The following is a 15422-nucleotide window of genomic DNA, read 5'->3' on the forward strand; positions in this document are numbered from 1 at the left end:
AGGGCGTCCGGCGCGGACGAGACGACCCTCAGCGGGAGCGGGAGATGAGTTCCAGCAGCGCGTTCGCGTACGCCTCCGACGGGTCGGGATGCTCGAACTGCAGCGCCTCCCCGGCGATCTCTACCTCCACGCGGAACGTGTCGTCGAGCCGGATGAGACGGCGGAACGTCCCGCGCAGAAGGTCGCGCAGCTGGTCCTCGCGGGGCAGCCACACGGCATCCTCGAGAGTGACCGCGTCGAGTGCCCACTCGGTGGTGCCGTTGAAGGCGAGATCCGTGCCGCTCGGCGTGCGCCGCGCTTCGATCGTCATCTCGCTGACCGTGAAGACGTCGGCCTCGGCCTCGAGTTCGACGTCGTTCGGAAGGTCGAGCTGGAACCGGTCGCCGCTGTCCGGCCGCCAGGTCAGGCCGGCATCCCGCAGAGCGATGGCGAGTTCACGGGAGATCATCCCTCCAGACTAGGACCGTCGCACGGGGCCGGCTCTGTCGGTCGTGTAAGGCAGAGTGGGGAGCATGACCAGCTCGTCTTCACCCGCCGACACGCGCGCTGCCGCGCTCGCTGCGCTGCGCGAGCTCGTCGGACGTCCGGATGCCGACTTCCACGACGGACAGTACGAGGCGATCGAGGCGCTGGTGGCCGGCCGCCGCCGCGCACTCGTCGTGCAGCGCACCGGGTGGGGCAAGTCGGCGGTCTACTTCGTCGCGACCCTGCTGCTGCGCCGTCAGGGTGCCGGGCCCACGGTTCTCGTGTCCCCGCTGCTGGCGCTCATGCGCGACCAGATCGCGGCGGCCGAGCGCGCCGGTGTGCGCGCCGTGGCCATCAACTCGACCAATGCGCACGAATGGTCGGACGTGCTCGCGCAGCTCGATCGCGATGAGGTCGACGTGCTGCTCGTCTCGCCGGAGCGGCTGAACAATCCGGCGTTCCGCGAGCAGCAGCTGCCCGCGCTGGTGCGTCGGATCGGCATGCTCGTGGTCGACGAGGCGCACTGCATCAGCGACTGGGGGCACGACTTCCGCCCCGACTACCGTCGGCTGCGCGACCTCATCGCGGAGATGCCCGCCGAGGTGCCTGTGCTCGCCACGACCGCGACGGCGAACAGTCGCGTCGTCGCGGACGTCGCCGAGCAGCTCGGGTCGGGCGGTGCGGATGCCGGAACTGCGGATGCCGGTGTGCTCACGATCCGCGGCCCGTTGGCCCGAGCATCCCTCCGTCTCGGCGTGCTGCGGCCGCCGGATTCGGCGAGCCGACTGGCCTGGCTGCTCAGCCATCTCGACGACCTGCCGGGGTCGGGCATCATCTACACGCTGACGGTGGCGGCTGCGGTCGACACCGCCCGCCTGCTGCGCGAGCACGGGCACGAGGTGCGCGCGTACACCGGCCAGACCGACACGGATGAGCGCACCGAGTCCGAGGGCATGCTCAAGCGCAACGAGGTCAAGGCCCTCGTGGCGACCAGCGCGCTGGGAATGGGCTTCGACAAGCCGGACCTCGGATTCGTGCTGCACCTCGGCGCCCCGTCGTCACCGGTCGCGTATTACCAGCAGGTCGGTCGCGCTGGGCGCGCGAGCGACAGCGCCGACGTGCTGCTGCTCCCCGGCATGGAGGATCGCGAGATCTGGCACTACTTCGCGACGGCATCGATGCCCGACCGGGAACGCGCGGAGCGCGTGATCGCCGCACTCGGCGAGGCGCCGATCTCCACGCCGGCGCTCGAGGCCATGGTCGACATCCGCCGGACTCCCCTCGAGCTGCTGCTGAAGGTGCTCGACGTCGACGGCGCGGTCCGCCGAGTCCAGGGCGGCTGGGTCGCCACGGGGCAGCCGTGGACCTACGACGCGGAGCGGTACGACCGCATCGCTGCCGAGCGCGTCGCGGAGCAGCAGCACATGATCGATTACGAGCGCACCGACGGATGCCGGATGGAGTTCCTGCAGCGTTCGCTCGACGATGAGACGGCTGCTCCGTGCGGCCGCTGCGACAACTGTGCGGGCGTCTGGTTCCCCAGCGAGATCCGGAAGACCGCGACCGAGGCGGCGGCTGGCTCGCTCGACCGCGTCGGCGTCCCGCTCGAACCGCGCAAGGCCTGGCCGACGGGAGCCGACCGGCTGGGCGTCCCCGCCAAGGGGCGCATCGCCCCCGCGGAGCAGGCCGTCGACGGACGCGCGCTCGCGCGTCTCACCGACCTCGGCTGGGGTGGCACGCTGCGGGAGCTCTTCGCGGCGGGCGCCGCGGATGCGCCGGTCTCCCCGCAGGTGCTCGCCGCCTGTGTCCGCGTGCTCGCCGATTGGGGCTGGGAGGAGCGACCGGTCGCGGTCGTCGCGATGCCGTCCCGGTCGCGTCCGCTCCTGGTGGATTCGCTCGCGCGCGGCCTCGCCGAGGTCGGGCGCCTGCCGTATGCCGGGGCGCTGTCGTTCGCGAACGGCGGGCCGACCGGGCAGCCGGGCGGCAACAGCGCGTTCCGGCTCGCCGGACTCTGGGACCGCTTCAGTGCCGAGGGACTCGAGATCCCTGCCGGCCCGGTGCTGCTCGTCGACGATCAGGCCGACAGCCGCTGGACGCTGACGGTCGCCGCCCGCATCCTCCGACAGGCCGGCGCGACGGGGGTGCTGCCGTTCGTGCTGGCTCTGCGCGGCTGATCGCCGAGGGTCACTGCTTCGACACGAGCGTGAGGACGTCGTAGGCGGCCACCGTCTCGTCGTTCTGGTTGCGGATCACCGCGTCCCAGCGGACCTCGCCGTAGTCGTCGGTCTCGCGGGGCGTGATCTGCTTCGCGGTCAGATCGACCCGGATGCTGTCGCCCGGCGAGACCGGGGTGACGAAGCGCAGATTCTCGAGGCCGTAGTTCGCGAGCACGGGGCCGGGGTCGGGGTCGACGAAGAGGCCCGCCGCCCACGACACCAGCAGGTACCCGTGCGCGACCCGCCCGGGGAAGAACGGGTTCGCCGCCGCTGCGCCCTCGTCCATGTGCGCGTAGAAGGTGTCGCCGGTGAAGTGCGCGAAGGTCTCGATGTCGTCGAGGGTCACTTCGCGGGAGGCGGAGGCGATCCGGTCTCCGATCCGCAGATCGCTCAGGGGCTTACGGAAGGGGTGGATGCCGGAGCTCGATGCCTCCGCGCCCGCGTGCCAGACGCCGGTGATCGCGGTGAGCATGTCCGGCGAGCCCTGGATGGCCGTTCGCTGCATGTGATGCAGCACGGCCCGGATGCCGCCGAGCTCCTCGCCGCCGCCCGCCCGGCCAGGCCCGCCGTGCACGAGGGCGGGGAGGGGCGAGCCGTGACCGGTCGATGACCGGGCGTCGTCGCGGTCGAGCACTAGCACGCGTCCGTTGTGTGCGCCGACCGCCCTCACCAGTTCAGCGGCGAACGTCGCATCGTGCGTCGCCACGCTGGTCACCAGGGACCCGCCGCCGCGGGCGACGATGGCGGATGCCTCGGCGATCGTGTCGTAGGTGATCAACGACGACACCGGGCCGAACGCCTCGACGGCGTGCGCGACGTCGGCTGCCGCATCGTCGAAGCGCAGCAGAACCGGGGCGAGGAAGGCGCCGTCCACGGCATCCTGCCCGTCCGCCGTGCGCGCGGTGGGCGCATCCGTGGATCCGATCACGATCCGTCCACCGCCGTCGACGAGCTTCCGCACCTGACGCTGCACCTCATCGCGCTGCGCGAGCGAGGCCAACGGACCCATCGTCACCCCGTCGATGCGCGGGTCGCCGAGCACGACCTTGTCCGCGAGCCGCGCACGGACGGCCTCGACGACCGCGTCGGCGGCGCTCATCGGCACGATAGCGCGACGGATCGCGGTGCACTTCTGGCCGGCCTTCGCGGTCATCTCCGTCACGAGCTGGCGCACATATGCGTCGAACTCCGGCGTGCCGTCGACCGCGTCAGGGCCGAGCACCGAGGCGTTGATCGAGTCGGTCTCCGCGGTGAAGCGCACGCCGCCCGTCTGCACGGCCGCGTGAGCGCGCAGGTGCTCGGCCGTCGAGGCGCTGCCCGTGAATGCGACGAGGTCGCCGAGGCGCAGGTGGTCGAAGAGGTCGGGCACGCTTCCGCTCACGAGCTGCAGCGAGCCCGCGGGCAGCCGCTCGGATTCGACGAGGATCCGCACCATCGCCTCGGTGAGATACCCCGTCGGTGTGGCGGGCTTGATGAGCGTCGGCATCCCGGCGAGGAACGCCGGGGCGAACTTCTCCAGCGGTCCCCAGACGGGGAAGTTGAAGGCGTTGATCTGCACAGCGACGCCGGGCAGGCGCGTCGCGATGTGCCGACCGAGGAACGAGCCGTCCTTCGAGAGTTGTTCGACGGGTCCGTCGACGTACACGTGACCATTGGGCAGTTCGCGACGCCCCTTGCCGGAGTAGGCGAACAGCACGCCGATCCCGCCGTCGACGTCGACCCAGGAGTCGGCGGCCGTCGCGCCCGTGCGCGCCGACAGGTCGTACAGCTCCTGCTTGCGTTCCGTCAGGGCGAGCGCGAACCGCTTCAGCAGCAGGGCGCGCTGGTGGAACGTCAGCTCACCCAGGCTCTGCTGGCCGACGGTGCGCGCGTGCTCGAGCGCGCTGGCGAGGTCGAGACCCGCCGTGCTGACCCTGGCGATCTCGTCGCCGGTCGACGCGTCGCGCACGACGGCCGCATCGGCCGTGTCGTCCGCTGCGGCGGGAGTCCACCAGGAATCCCTGAGATAGCTGGGCAGGATGCCGGTCATGATGCGTCCCATCTGTAGAAGCCTTCGCCGCTCTTGCGGCCGAGTCGGCCCTCCGCGACCATCCGGCGCAGGAGCGCAGGCGGAGCGAACCGCTCGCCGAGCGCGGCCTGCAGTTCCTCGGCGATCCCGAGCCGCACATCCAGCCCGACGAGGTCGGTCGTCCGCAGCGGTCCCATCGGATGCCGGTAGCCGAGCTCCATCGCCCGGTCGATGTCCTCAGCATCCGCGACGCCCTCGTCGAGCATCCGGATCGCCTCCAGGCCGAGCAGGACGCCGAGCCTGCTCGAGGCGAAGCCGGGGGAGTCGCGGACGACGATCGGCGTCTTCCCGATGGCATCGACGGCCGCGCGCGCCCGTGCGACGGCATCCGGGGATGACGTCGTGCCGACGACGATCTCCACGAGCTCCGACGTCGGCACCGGGTTGAAGAAGTGCAAGCCGAGGAACCGCTGCGGGTGGGTCAGCCCGCCGGCGAGAACGTCGATCGAGATCGACGACGTGTTCGACGCGAGCAGCGCCGTCCCGTCGACCACCGCTTCCACGCGCGAGAGGGCGTCGCTCTTGAGCGCGCGGTCTTCGGGGACGGCCTCGATCACGAGCTCACGATCCGAGAGGCCACGGACGTCGGTGGAGACGCGGAGTTCCGCGGGTCCCGGGGCGAGCTGCCCGCGTGCCGCCGACCGTGTCAGCAGGTCGCGGATACGTGCGCCAGCGGCATCCGCAGCGGGCGCATCGCGCTCGACGACCGTCACGTCGCAGCCGGCGAGCAGGAAGGCGTGCGCGATCCCCGCGCCCATCCGTCCGCCGCCCAGCACGCCGACTCTGGTGATCATGCGCGTCCCCGCTTCTCGAGGAACGCGGTCATCCGACGCACCTTCTCCGGACTCTCGAACAGCTCGGCCTGCAGTTCCGAGTCGATGCGCGGGTGGTCGGCGAGCGGGGCGCGCAGGGCCGTCTTGGTATGTCGGATCGCGAGCGGATCATTCGCGCCGATCCGGTCGGCGATCGCGTGCGCGGCATCGCCCAGGGTCTCGGCCGGATGGATCGCGGAGATCAGTCCCGCGGCCAACGCCTCGTCGGCGGTCAGGATGCGGCCGGTGAACAGCATCTCGGCGGCGAGGGCCTCGCCGACCAGCGCCGGCAGTCGCCACGTCGCGCCTGCGGCGGCGAGGATGCCGAGGCCGACCTCCGGGTTCCCGACCCGCAGCGACGGCGTCGCGATGCGGATGTCCGCGGCGTACGCGAGCTCGGCGCCGCCGCCGAGCGCGTATCCGTCCATCGCAGCGATGACCGGTATCGGCAGCTCGTGGATGCGGCCGAAGACCGCGGCGTTGATGTTCTTCCTGGCGTCTTCCGCGCGCCGATCCCGCAGCTGCGCGATGTCGGCGCCCGCGGCGAACGCGCCGCCGGTCCCGGTGAGGATCAGCGTGCGCGGCTCGGCTTCGAGCTCGGCGCACACCGCGTGCAGCGCCTCCACCATGGCGAGGTCGATCGCGTTGCGCTTCTCCGGACGGTTCAAGGTCGCGACGACGCGATCATCGCGCCGTTCGACGAGGAGAGATCCGGCCATCAGGCTCGCTCCAGGATCAGTGCGGTGCCCTGCCCGACGCCGACGCACATGGTAGCCAGGCCCCGGGTGGCGTTCTCCCGTTCCATGCGGCCGAGCAGCGTGACGACGATGCGGCATCCGCTCGCGCCGAGCGGATGACCCAGCGCGATCGCGCCGCCGTCGGCGTTCACGCGGTCGTCCTCGATGCCGAGGCGTCGCAGGACCGCGATCGCCTGCGCAGCGAAGGCCTCGTTGAGCTCGATCGCGTCGAGGTCGTCGACCGTGAGCCCGGTGCGGGCGAGCGCTTTCAGGGTCGCGGGGACCGGCCCCAGTCCCATGATCTCGGGGGCGATGCCCGCGGCGGATGCCGAGACGACCCGCGCCCGCGGCGTCAAGCCGTAGCGTGCGACGGCCTCGGCGCTGGCGACGACGAGCGCCGAGGCACCGTCGTTGAGCCCACTGGCGTTGCCCGCCGTGACGATCGATCCGCCGGCGACGACGGGCCGAAGTGCCGCGAGAGCTTCGAGCGTGGTGTCGCGGCGCGGAGCCTCGTCCGCCGTGACCGTCCCCGCCGGTGTCGGGACGGTCACGAGCTCGGAGTCGAATCGTCCCGCATCCATCGCGGCGACCGCGCGGCGGTGGCTGCGCAGGGCGAAGGCATCGGCATCCGCTCGGCTGATCCCGTCGAGGCGGGCGACCTCCTCGGCCGTCTCCGGCATCGTGAACGTCGCCTTGTCGCGGGCGGCGAGCCGCGGGTTCGTGAAGCGCCAGCCGATCGACGTGTCGAACGCCGCGCCCGGCTTCGCCCACGCGCGGTCGGGTTTGGTCTGCACCCAGGGTGCGCGGGTCATCGACTCGACGCCGCCCGCGACGACGAGATCGGCGTCGCCCGCGCGGATCGCCTGCGCCGCCATGGTGATGGCCGACATCCCCGACGCGCACAGTCGGTTCACGGTGACGGCGGGGACGGCATCCGGAAGCCCGGCCAGCAGCACGGCCATGCGCGCGACGTTTCGATTGTCCTCGCCGGCCTGGTTGGCGGCCCCCAGGATGACCTCGTCGATGTCGGATGCCGGGACACCCGCACGCTCGACCGCGGCCGAGACGACGAGCGCGGCCAGGTCGTCCGGGCGGATGCCGGAGAGTGCGCCCCCGTAGCGGCCGATCGGCGTGCGGACCCCGCCGACGAGGTAGGCCTCAGGCATCAGCGCTCCCTGACATCGTCCTCGATGCGTAATTACCAACCGATCGGTCAGGAATTCAGTATGTCAGGGAGAAGGGCTGGGAGCAATCGGTGCCAGACTGGATCCGTGTCCGACACTCCAGCGCGCCGCGGGCGCCCCGGTTATGACCAGGGGCAGGTCCTCGACGTCGCCGTGCAGGAGTTCATCGCGCACGGATACGACGCCACGTCCGTCGCGTCGCTCGCCGAGCGGCTAGGCCTGTCGAAGTCGGCGCTCTACCACCACTACGCATCCAAGGAGCAGCTGCTCGAAGTGGCTCTGGAGGAAGCGCTCGGCGGGCTCGAGGGCGTCCTCGCGTCGGCGCAGGGCGCGACCGCGCGGGCGAAGCTCGAGTACGTGCTGCGCGGCGCGGTCGGCGTGCTCGTCGAGAAGCTGCCCTACGTCACACTGCTGCTGCGCGTCCGAGGCAACAGTGACGTCGAGCGGCGCGCGCTCGAGCGGCGACGGGTGTTCGACCGCGAGGTGACCGCGCTGGTCAGGGCCGCGCAGGAGGAGGGCAGCGTCCGCGACGATGTCGACGCGTCACTCGCCACGCGCCTGCTGTTCGGCATGGTCAACTCGATCGTGGAGTGGTACCGGCCGACCGGTCCTGAGGGCGCCGCGGAGCTCGCAGATGACGTGCTGCGCGTCGCCCTCGACGGCCTCAGGCGCTGACGAGCACGGTCTCGTCGAGCGAGCGCCGAACGCGTGGAGCGACCTCGCGCTCCTGGAGCACCTCGGGAAGCGACTCGACGTCGCCGAACTCGCCGAGGGCGATCACGGTCGTCGGCTCGAAGCGCGCCTCGACGCCGGGGAGCTGCTGCAGCGCCTCGCGCTCGAAGCCGCTCATCTGGTGCACGACGAGACCGTCGGCGTGCGCCTGCACCGAGAGGTGTGCGACGGCCTGGCCCAGGTCGTACAGCGCGTGGCTCAGGGTGTTGCCCTCGGTGTTCGTCGTCTCGGCGAGGGCGACGATCAGGACCGCGGCGTTGCCCGCCCAGATCTGGTTGAAGCCCACGAGCCCCGCGTGGATCTGCGCGTGCAGCTCGGACCCGCGACGGGCCACGATGAAGCGCCACGGCTGTGTGTTGTTCGCGGACGGGGTCCAGCGCGCGGCCTCGAGCGCCGACGCGAGCTTGCCTTCGTCGATCGGCGTGGAGTCGTCGAAGGCACGCGGGCTCCAACGCTCGGCGAGCACGTCGAGGACGGGGGCGTTCGTGTCTGCGGTGCGGGTGAGGACAGGAGTGGACATGCGTGACCTTTCGGAGTCGGGTGGTGTGCCGACTCCGTCGTCCGCGCCTGTCTCAGGCTAAACGCATTCAGCTGAATGTGAATTCCCGCGGTCATGGAACGCAACACGCGCCCGTGGTCAGGGGCGGCGGCGCGTCATCCGGCTCAGAATCCGATCCAGCGCGCAATAGATGTACCCGACCGTCACGAGGGCGATCGTGAGACCCCCGATCCAGAGAGCGACTCCGCCCACGCCAAGCGCGTCCACGTCCACGAGATACGCATAGGGGATGAGCGTCCACAGCAGCGGATCGAACCAGCGGAACGCGCCCTTGCGCACGAAGAGCAGCCAGTCGGCCATCAGCAGGCACGGCGTGATGATGTGGATCAGGTTATCCGTGAGGGTGAACGGCTCGTAGGCGCCCGGCTGGGCGAACGTCGTGGGGACGAGCACGAAGAGGTACACCAGCATGGTGACGGTGATCGCCTCCATCACCGCCCCGCTGAAGCGGGCGGACGGCGTCGATGCGCCCCGCGTCCCGTCCACCCGGAGATCTCGGATCGTCCGGAAGATCAGCAGCGGTACGGCCCACAGTAGTGGGCCGTACCGCTGCGGTTCAGGCGCGCAACGCCTCGCTCAGCTTGACCCGCGCTCCCATCTTGAGCAGCGAGTTCTCGTAGATCTTTGCGGACAGCAGCACGACCAGCGCGCACGTCGCGACGAGCAGCGCGAGGGCGACGAGCGGCTCCCACCAGGCGGCCTCTCCGAAGAACAGTCGGATCGGCATCGCGACGGGTGCCGAGAACGGCACGTACGACAGGATCGTCATGACGGTCGGGTTCTCGCCGAGGAACAGCACGAGGTAGAACGGCGCCATCACGAGGATCATCATCGGCGTGTAGACCGATCCGACGTCCTCCTGTCGGGACACGAGCGACCCCGCCGCCGCGAACATCGTCGCGATCAGCACGAACCCGAACAGGAAGAACACCGCGAACCAGATCAGCGGCGCCCCGATGCCCTGGAGTATCTCGGTCTGTCCGGTCACGATCAGGCCGATGGCGGCGACGACGACGAGCAGCAGAATCTGAGTGATCGCGAGCAGCGTGTTGCCGATCACCTTCCCGGCCAGCAGCACGCGTGCCGGAATAGCCGACAGCAGGATCTCGATGATCCTCGTCTGCTTCTCCTCCACGACGCTCGTCGCGATGGGGGAGCCGAAGCTCAGCGCCGCCATCATGAACACGAGCCCGAAGACCATGCCGAGGATGTACCGCATGCCGAAGGTGGGCGCGTTCGGGTCGAGCAGCTCGACCGTCGGCGCGATCGAGAAGACGCTCACCAGGGAATCCGGCGGCGACTGGTTCGCGATGATGACGACGCCGGTCGCTGCGCTCGAGTCGGCGATGATCGCGGCATCCACGTCGCCGGATTCGACCAGCGCGGCCGCGGCATCCCGGTCGGCGACCTCGGTGACCTCGAACGCGTCGCCCTCGGGCAGCAGGGCGGCTGCCTCGCTCGTCGCGGCGATCGGGGTCGAGCTCGTCGTGTTCGATGCGATCCCCATCCAGATCACGCCGGCGAGGGCGACCAGCAGCAGGATGCCGGTGGAGATGAGGAACGCCTTGCTGCGCAGACGCGTCGACAGCTCGCGTTCGGCGACCAGCCAGATGCCCTGGGTGGGCGAGAGAGTGGGGTGTGGGGCGAGAGACATCAGCGGACCTCCTCGAGTTCGTGAGCGGGCGCGGGCAGGATGACTTCCTTGAAGATCTGCGCGAGCGTGGGCTGCTGGGGGGCGAAGCGGCCGACGTCGCCGCCGTCGAGAGCGCGGCGCAGAACGCGCTGCGCGGTCTCGGGTGCGTCGACGTCGAACACGGCGCTGCCGCCGTCGAAGTCGATGACCGTGACTCCCGGTTCGTTGCGCAGCCATCCGGCATCCCCGGTGGTCTCGAGCTCCCAACGGGGCGACGAGTACCGGCGGCGCAGTTCGTCGCGCGGCCCGGATGCCCGGATGGTGCCGCCCGCGATGATCACGAGATCGTCGCAGAGCCGCTCGACGACGTCGAGCTGATGCGAGGAGAACAGCACCGAGACGCCGCGCGCCGCGCGTTCCTGCAGCACTCCGGCGACCGTGTCCACCGCGAGCGGGTCGAGACCCGAGAACGGCTCGTCGAGGATCAGCACATCGGGGTCGTGCACCAGCGATGCGGCGATCTGCGCGCGCTGCTGGTTGCCGAGAGACAGCGCCTCGATGTTGTCGTTCAGTCGTTCGCCGAGCCCGAGCTCCTCGAGCAGCGCGGTCGATCGAGCCACGGCATCCGACTTGGAGAAGCCGTGCAGCCGGGCGAAGTACGCGACCTGCTCGAGCACCTTCATCTTGGGGTAGAGACCGCGCTCCTCGGGCATGTACCCGAAGTTGCGACGCATCTCCGGGGTCAGGCGGGCACCGCCGAGCGTGACGGACCCGCCGTCGGAGGCGAGCAGACCCAGTACGATCCGCATCGTGGTCGTCTTGCCTGCGCCGTTCCCGCCGACGAAGCCCGTCAGGTGGCCGCTGGCCACCGGAAAGGTGATGTCGTCGAGCACGCGGCGCTCGCCGTAGCTCTTGGTGATTCCTGTCAGCTGCAGGGTTCCTGTGCTCATGCTTCCACGCTAGGAACAAGCGGATGCCGCGGCATCCCCCCTGCGGCGGATAACGCCTCCCCTGTCGGGCGGAGCTCAGCGGCGCACGGTCAGTACCGCGCGCACGATCAGCCCGGCGATCAGTGCCCAGAACGCCGCGCTGATCCCGCCGAGCGACAGACCGGAGGCGGCGATGAGGAAGGTGACAACGGCAGGCATGCGCTCGGCCGGTTCGGCGACCGCCTGCTGCACGGCCGAGCCGAACGCGGCGAACAGAGCGAGTCCGGCGACCGCGGGGATCACGGCGGCCGGCGCCAGCAGCACGAGGGCGACGAACGCCGATGCGAAACCGCCGAGCACGAGATACGACACCCCGGTCGAGACCCCGGCGATCCAGCGCCGAGCGGGGTTCGGATCGGCCTCGGGCGCAGCGGCCAGTGCCGCACTGATCGCGGCGAGGTTGATGGCGTGGCCGCCTGCTGTCGCCCCGACGGCGGTGCCGACACCCGTGACGAACATCGCCGGACGCCACGGGACGTCGTATCCGTAGCTGCGCATGATCGCGACGCCCGGCACATTCTGCGACGCCATCGTCACGACGAACAGCGGCAGCGCGATGCCGACCAGCGCCCCGATCGTGAACGTCGGAGCGGTGAACTCGAGGCGCGGGATGAGCAGGGCGGCGTCCACACCCGCGCCGGTGCGGAACAGGTCGATCGCGACGACGACGGCGGCCGCGACGAACGCGAGCGGCACGGCCCAGCGCGGTGCGAGCCGGGCGAACACGAGCCAGGTGAGCACGACCGGCAGCACGCCCCACGGATTCTCGGCGATCCCGGTGATGGGGGCGAGACACAGCGGCAGCAGGACGCCGGCGAGCATGGCCTGCGCGATGGATGCCGGGATCCGCGCGATCAGCCGCCCGAACCCGGGCCAGAGTCCGGCGACGATGATGAGCGCCGCGACGACGAGGAATGCGCCGACCGCGGCCGGCCATCCGCCCTCGACCGCACCCGTGGCGGCGAGCAGCGCGGCGCCGGGGGTCGACCAGGCGGAGGTGATCGGCATCCGATATCGCCAGGCGAGCACGACGCAGGCGATCCCCATCGTCAGGCTGAGGGCGAGCAGACCGCTGGCGGCCTGTGCGGAGGATGCCCCGACAGCGCTGAGCCCGGTGAGGACGACGGCGAACGAGCTCGTGAACCCGACGAGTGCCGTGACGATGCCCGCCGTGATCGGGCGCGAGATCGATACGGCGGTTCCGGTCATGCATGCGAGGCTATCGCGGGCGACGACCTACTCGAGAAGGCGCCAGCCCAGTCGGTCCGCCGCCCGGCGGTCGAACGTCACGGTCTCGGTGACACCGAACTGCTGTCCGGCTCCGCTGATCAGCGCGTCGGCGAAGTCCGCGCCGTCCTCTGCCAGGTTCAGAGCGCGCACCACGCCCTCGGCGTCATCGAACTCCAGGACTTCGGCCTCGATCAGCCGACGTACGACGCCGAGTGCGGCCGTGCGCGAGAAGTCGGGGCGTCGAGACAGAACCCATACGATCTCGGCCATCGTGATCGTGGTGATGAAGCCCCGCCGCCGCGGCGACAGACTCGCGAGCAGATTCTGTGCAGCCGGGCTCTGTGTTGCGTCGTCCGCCAGAACTGCGCGCAGGATGACGTTCGTGTCGAGCGCGACGAGCTCAGGTGCGCCGGGGATCACGCATCGTCCTCGGGGTGGAGACCGCGCAGACCGCTCGCGGCGCCGCCCTCCGCAATCGCCTCGTTGATCTCGTCGATGCTCATGGTCGGGATGCCGGGATAGTGCAGCATCCCGAACAGCGCTTCGATCGTTCCCGTTCTGGGAACCATGGCTGCCTGGCCCTTCGGCAGCGTGACGAACATCACCCGTGATCCCGTGGTGAGCCCGAGGCTCTCGCGGATCTCCTTGGGAATCGTGATCTGACCCTTGCTGGTCATCGTCGCCGTGGCGGACATGGCGCACCTCCTCCTTTCATTGTCTTCCTCCGCCGGCAGAACGGTCAAGGGTAAGGAGATTCGCAGCGCTCCTTACGCGAGTCCGCCCCGCAGGGCGAGCACGACCGCCTGCACACGGTCCCGGGCCCCGAGCTTCTGCAGGATGCGCGAGACGTGCGTCTTCACGGTCGCCTCGCCGATGAACAGCTGCGCACCGATCTCGGCGTTGCTCATGGCCTCCGCCATCAGGGCGAGGACCTCGGCTTCCCGGTCGGTGAAGGGCTCCGCGGGGACGAGGGCGGGGGCTGCTGAGTCCTCGCGCCCGAACCGCTGCAGCACCCGCCTGGTCACCTCCGGCGCCAGCATCCCGTCGCCCGCGGCCAAGGCGCGCACCGCGGCGACGAGATCCTCGGGCCCGGCGTTCTTCAGCAGGAACCCGCTCGCCCCGGCATCCAGAGCCGAGAAGAGATAGTCGTCGCGATCGAACGTCGTGACGATCGCGATCGCGGCGTGCGAGTCCGGCGCGGCCACGATGCGCCTGGTCGCCTCGATGCCGTCCATGTCCGGCATCTGCACGTCCATGCAGATGACGTCCGGATCCAGAGCGGATGCCGCGGTCACCGCCTCCGCGCCCGTCGACGCCTCGCCCACCACGGTGATGTCGGGCTGGGTGTCGAGGATCGTGCGGAAGCCGGCGCGCAGCATGGCGTGGTCGTCCACGAGGAGGACGCGGATCGCGCCGCTCATGCGGCTGCTCCGGCGAGTGAGGCCGCCAGCGGCACGGCGACGCGCACGCGCCAGCCGCCGCGTTCCCTCGGGCCGGATTCGATCGTCCCGCCGGATGCGGCGGCGCGTTCGCGCATGCCGAGCTGGCCGAGACCGGCCCTGGCGGTGAGCACGCGGCGGCCGGTGTTGACGACCTCGAGCTCGACCGCGGTATCCAGGTAGCGCAGCCGGACGTCGGCGGTGACGCCCGAGCCGGCATGACGGCGCGCGTTCGTGAGCGACTCCTGGGCGATCCGGTACAGGTTCACGGCGATCATCGGCGGCACGGGCCGCGGGTCGCCGACGACCTCGTAGGTGGTCGGGATGCCGGCCTCGGTCGTGGCTGCGACCAGCTCGGGGATGTCGTCCAGGCCGAGCGTCGAGGCGGTGTCCGCGGCATCCTCGTCCGAGGAGCGCAGCGTCTCGAGCAGATTCCGCAGTTCGCCGATCGCGTCGCGCGCCGAGCCCTCGATCCCCGACAGCAGGCGCTTCGCCTCGGCAGGATCGGCGTCGATCACCACGCGTGCGGCTCCGGCCTGCACGCCCATCACCGAGACGTGATGAGCGACGACATCGTGCAGCTCGCGGGCGATGCGCACGCGATCGAGCGCCACCGCCTGTGCCGCGGTCACCTCGCGCTCCCGCTCGAGGTCAGCGGTGCGCTGCTCGAGCGCCGCCCGCTGCTGCGCCGAGTGCCACGCCCGCTCGCCGAAGTAGTAGGCGCCGGCGAAGTACAGCACGTTCAGGAGCAGCTGCAGCAGCATGAAGGCGATGTATGGCGACATCGCGCCGGCGATGATCTCCTCCTCCCGCGCGGTGTCGATCGCGTCGCGGTACATCGTGATGATGAGCCAGATGAACATGCCGGCGATGATCGCCGAGCGCACGATGAGCGCGGCCCGCCGGTTGGTCATCCATGCGCCGACCGTGTAGAGCGCGATGAACATCGCGATGTTGCCCGCGTACAGCTCGGGAATCCGGAACGTCACGGCGACGAAGTAGGCGATCGAGACGATGATCGCGACCTGTGCGGGCCAGACGCGCCGCACTGCGAGCGGGGCGGCGATCACGACGAGGTACGCGATCGCGGAGCCGAGGGGTGCCTGCTCGTCGCCGTAGATCTCCGAGATCGACGAGAGCGCGGCGCTGATGACGCCGGAGACGAAGACGACGGCCGTCAGGATGAGATCCGCTCTGCGCTGCTGCGGCGTGAGCGGACGAGTCGGTGCGAGCATGGGCACCACGCTACGGAAAAGCGGATGCCGCGGCATCCGCCCTGCGACGGATTCGTTCCTCACTTGCTATTGACGAGCGCGGTTGTTTTTTGCAAGCTCGGTTCGACAGGCTCGCCAACCTGG

Annotated in this window: 16 protein-coding genes; 2 read left to right on the forward strand and 14 right to left on the reverse strand. The window is 70.4% G+C overall.

Annotated elements, in window-relative coordinates; all coding sequences use genetic code 11:
* Positions 1-28 precede the first annotated feature (28 nt).
* Entirely contained in the window at positions 29-448 is a 420-nt protein-coding gene (locus ACWAT3_RS04065; protein WP_460796087.1) for a pilus assembly protein CpaE, read from the reverse strand.
* 64 nt (positions 449-512) lie between these two features.
* Here ACWAT3_RS04065 and ACWAT3_RS04070 point away from each other — a divergent pair, with 64 nt between their 5' ends.
* A complete protein-coding gene (locus ACWAT3_RS04070; RefSeq protein WP_460796089.1) occupies positions 513-2639 on the forward strand; it encodes a DEAD/DEAH box helicase in 2127 nt (708 codons plus the stop codon).
* A gap of 10 nt (positions 2640-2649) precedes the next feature.
* Here ACWAT3_RS04070 and paaZ read toward each other — a convergent pair whose 3' ends face one another.
* Genes paaZ through ACWAT3_RS04090 form a run of 4 tightly spaced genes read right to left on the reverse strand, consistent with a single transcriptional unit; the run spans position 2650 to position 7464 of the window.
* Entirely contained in the window at positions 2650-4710 is a 2061-nt protein-coding gene (paaZ, locus tag ACWAT3_RS04075) for a phenylacetic acid degradation bifunctional protein PaaZ (RefSeq protein ID WP_460796788.1), read from the reverse strand.
* Positions 4707-5543, reverse strand: coding sequence for a 3-hydroxyacyl-CoA dehydrogenase family protein (locus tag ACWAT3_RS04080; RefSeq protein ID WP_460796091.1), 837 nt, complete (start codon positions 5541-5543; stop codon positions 4707-4709). Before ACWAT3_RS04080 ends, paaZ begins: the two co-directional genes overlap by 4 nt.
* Positions 5540-6280 carry an enoyl-CoA hydratase/isomerase family protein gene (locus tag ACWAT3_RS04085; RefSeq protein ID WP_460796092.1) on the reverse strand — a complete coding sequence of 247 codons (741 nt, stop codon included), beginning with the start codon at positions 6278-6280 and terminating at the stop codon, positions 5540-5542. The genes ACWAT3_RS04080 and ACWAT3_RS04085 overlap by 4 nt, the downstream gene beginning before the upstream one ends.
* Complete coding sequence (locus ACWAT3_RS04090) at positions 6280-7464, reverse strand: thiolase family protein (protein WP_460796093.1); 1185 nt, start codon at positions 7462-7464, stop codon at positions 6280-6282. The genes ACWAT3_RS04085 and ACWAT3_RS04090 overlap by 1 nt, the downstream gene beginning before the upstream one ends.
* A gap of 60 nt (positions 7465-7524) precedes the next feature.
* Between ACWAT3_RS04090 and ACWAT3_RS04095 the strand changes: the two genes are divergently transcribed.
* The gene (locus ACWAT3_RS04095) at positions 7525-8157 is read left to right on the forward strand and encodes a TetR/AcrR family transcriptional regulator (RefSeq protein WP_460796095.1); all 633 of its coding nucleotides are present in this window, start codon (positions 7525-7527) and stop codon (positions 8155-8157) included.
* Here the strand turns inward: ACWAT3_RS04095 and ACWAT3_RS04100 are convergent.
* From ACWAT3_RS04100 to ACWAT3_RS04140, 9 genes are all read right to left on the reverse strand, one after another.
* Complete coding sequence (locus tag ACWAT3_RS04100) at positions 8147-8734, reverse strand: nitroreductase family protein (protein ID WP_460796097.1); 588 nt, start codon at positions 8732-8734, stop codon at positions 8147-8149. The two genes, ACWAT3_RS04095 and ACWAT3_RS04100, sit on opposite strands and share 11 nt — an antisense overlap.
* Before the next feature lie 117 nt (positions 8735-8851).
* Complete coding sequence (locus ACWAT3_RS04105; RefSeq protein WP_460796099.1) at positions 8852-9259, reverse strand: Pr6Pr family membrane protein; 408 nt, start codon at positions 9257-9259, stop codon at positions 8852-8854.
* A 70-nt stretch (positions 9260-9329) separates the two neighbouring features.
* Positions 9330-10427 carry an ABC transporter permease gene (locus ACWAT3_RS04110; RefSeq protein ID WP_460796100.1) on the reverse strand — a complete coding sequence of 366 codons (1098 nt, stop codon included), beginning with the start codon at positions 10425-10427 and terminating at the stop codon, positions 9330-9332.
* The gene (locus ACWAT3_RS04115) at positions 10427-11356 is read right to left on the reverse strand and encodes an ABC transporter ATP-binding protein (protein ID WP_460796102.1); all 930 of its coding nucleotides are present in this window, start codon (positions 11354-11356) and stop codon (positions 10427-10429) included. The genes ACWAT3_RS04110 and ACWAT3_RS04115 overlap by 1 nt, the downstream gene beginning before the upstream one ends.
* Positions 11357-11431: 75 nt before the next feature.
* Entirely contained in the window at positions 11432-12604 is a 1173-nt protein-coding gene (locus ACWAT3_RS04120; RefSeq protein WP_460796103.1) for a benzoate/H(+) symporter BenE family transporter, read from the reverse strand.
* A gap of 27 nt (positions 12605-12631) precedes the next feature.
* Complete coding sequence (locus tag ACWAT3_RS04125; protein WP_460796104.1) at positions 12632-13045, reverse strand: PIN domain-containing protein; 414 nt, start codon at positions 13043-13045, stop codon at positions 12632-12634.
* Positions 13042-13320 carry an AbrB/MazE/SpoVT family DNA-binding domain-containing protein gene (locus ACWAT3_RS04130; RefSeq protein WP_460796105.1) on the reverse strand — a complete coding sequence of 93 codons (279 nt, stop codon included), beginning with the start codon at positions 13318-13320 and terminating at the stop codon, positions 13042-13044. The genes ACWAT3_RS04125 and ACWAT3_RS04130 overlap by 4 nt, the downstream gene beginning before the upstream one ends.
* A 72-nt stretch (positions 13321-13392) precedes the next feature.
* The gene (locus ACWAT3_RS04135) at positions 13393-14046 is read right to left on the reverse strand and encodes a response regulator (RefSeq protein ID WP_460796106.1); all 654 of its coding nucleotides are present in this window, start codon (positions 14044-14046) and stop codon (positions 13393-13395) included.
* Positions 14043-15299 carry a sensor histidine kinase gene (locus ACWAT3_RS04140; RefSeq protein WP_460796108.1) on the reverse strand — a complete coding sequence of 419 codons (1257 nt, stop codon included), beginning with the start codon at positions 15297-15299 and terminating at the stop codon, positions 14043-14045. The genes ACWAT3_RS04135 and ACWAT3_RS04140 overlap by 4 nt, the downstream gene beginning before the upstream one ends.
* Positions 15300-15422 lie beyond the last annotated feature (123 nt).

This window comes from Microbacterium sp. GXF0217 (genome assembly GCF_054798195.1).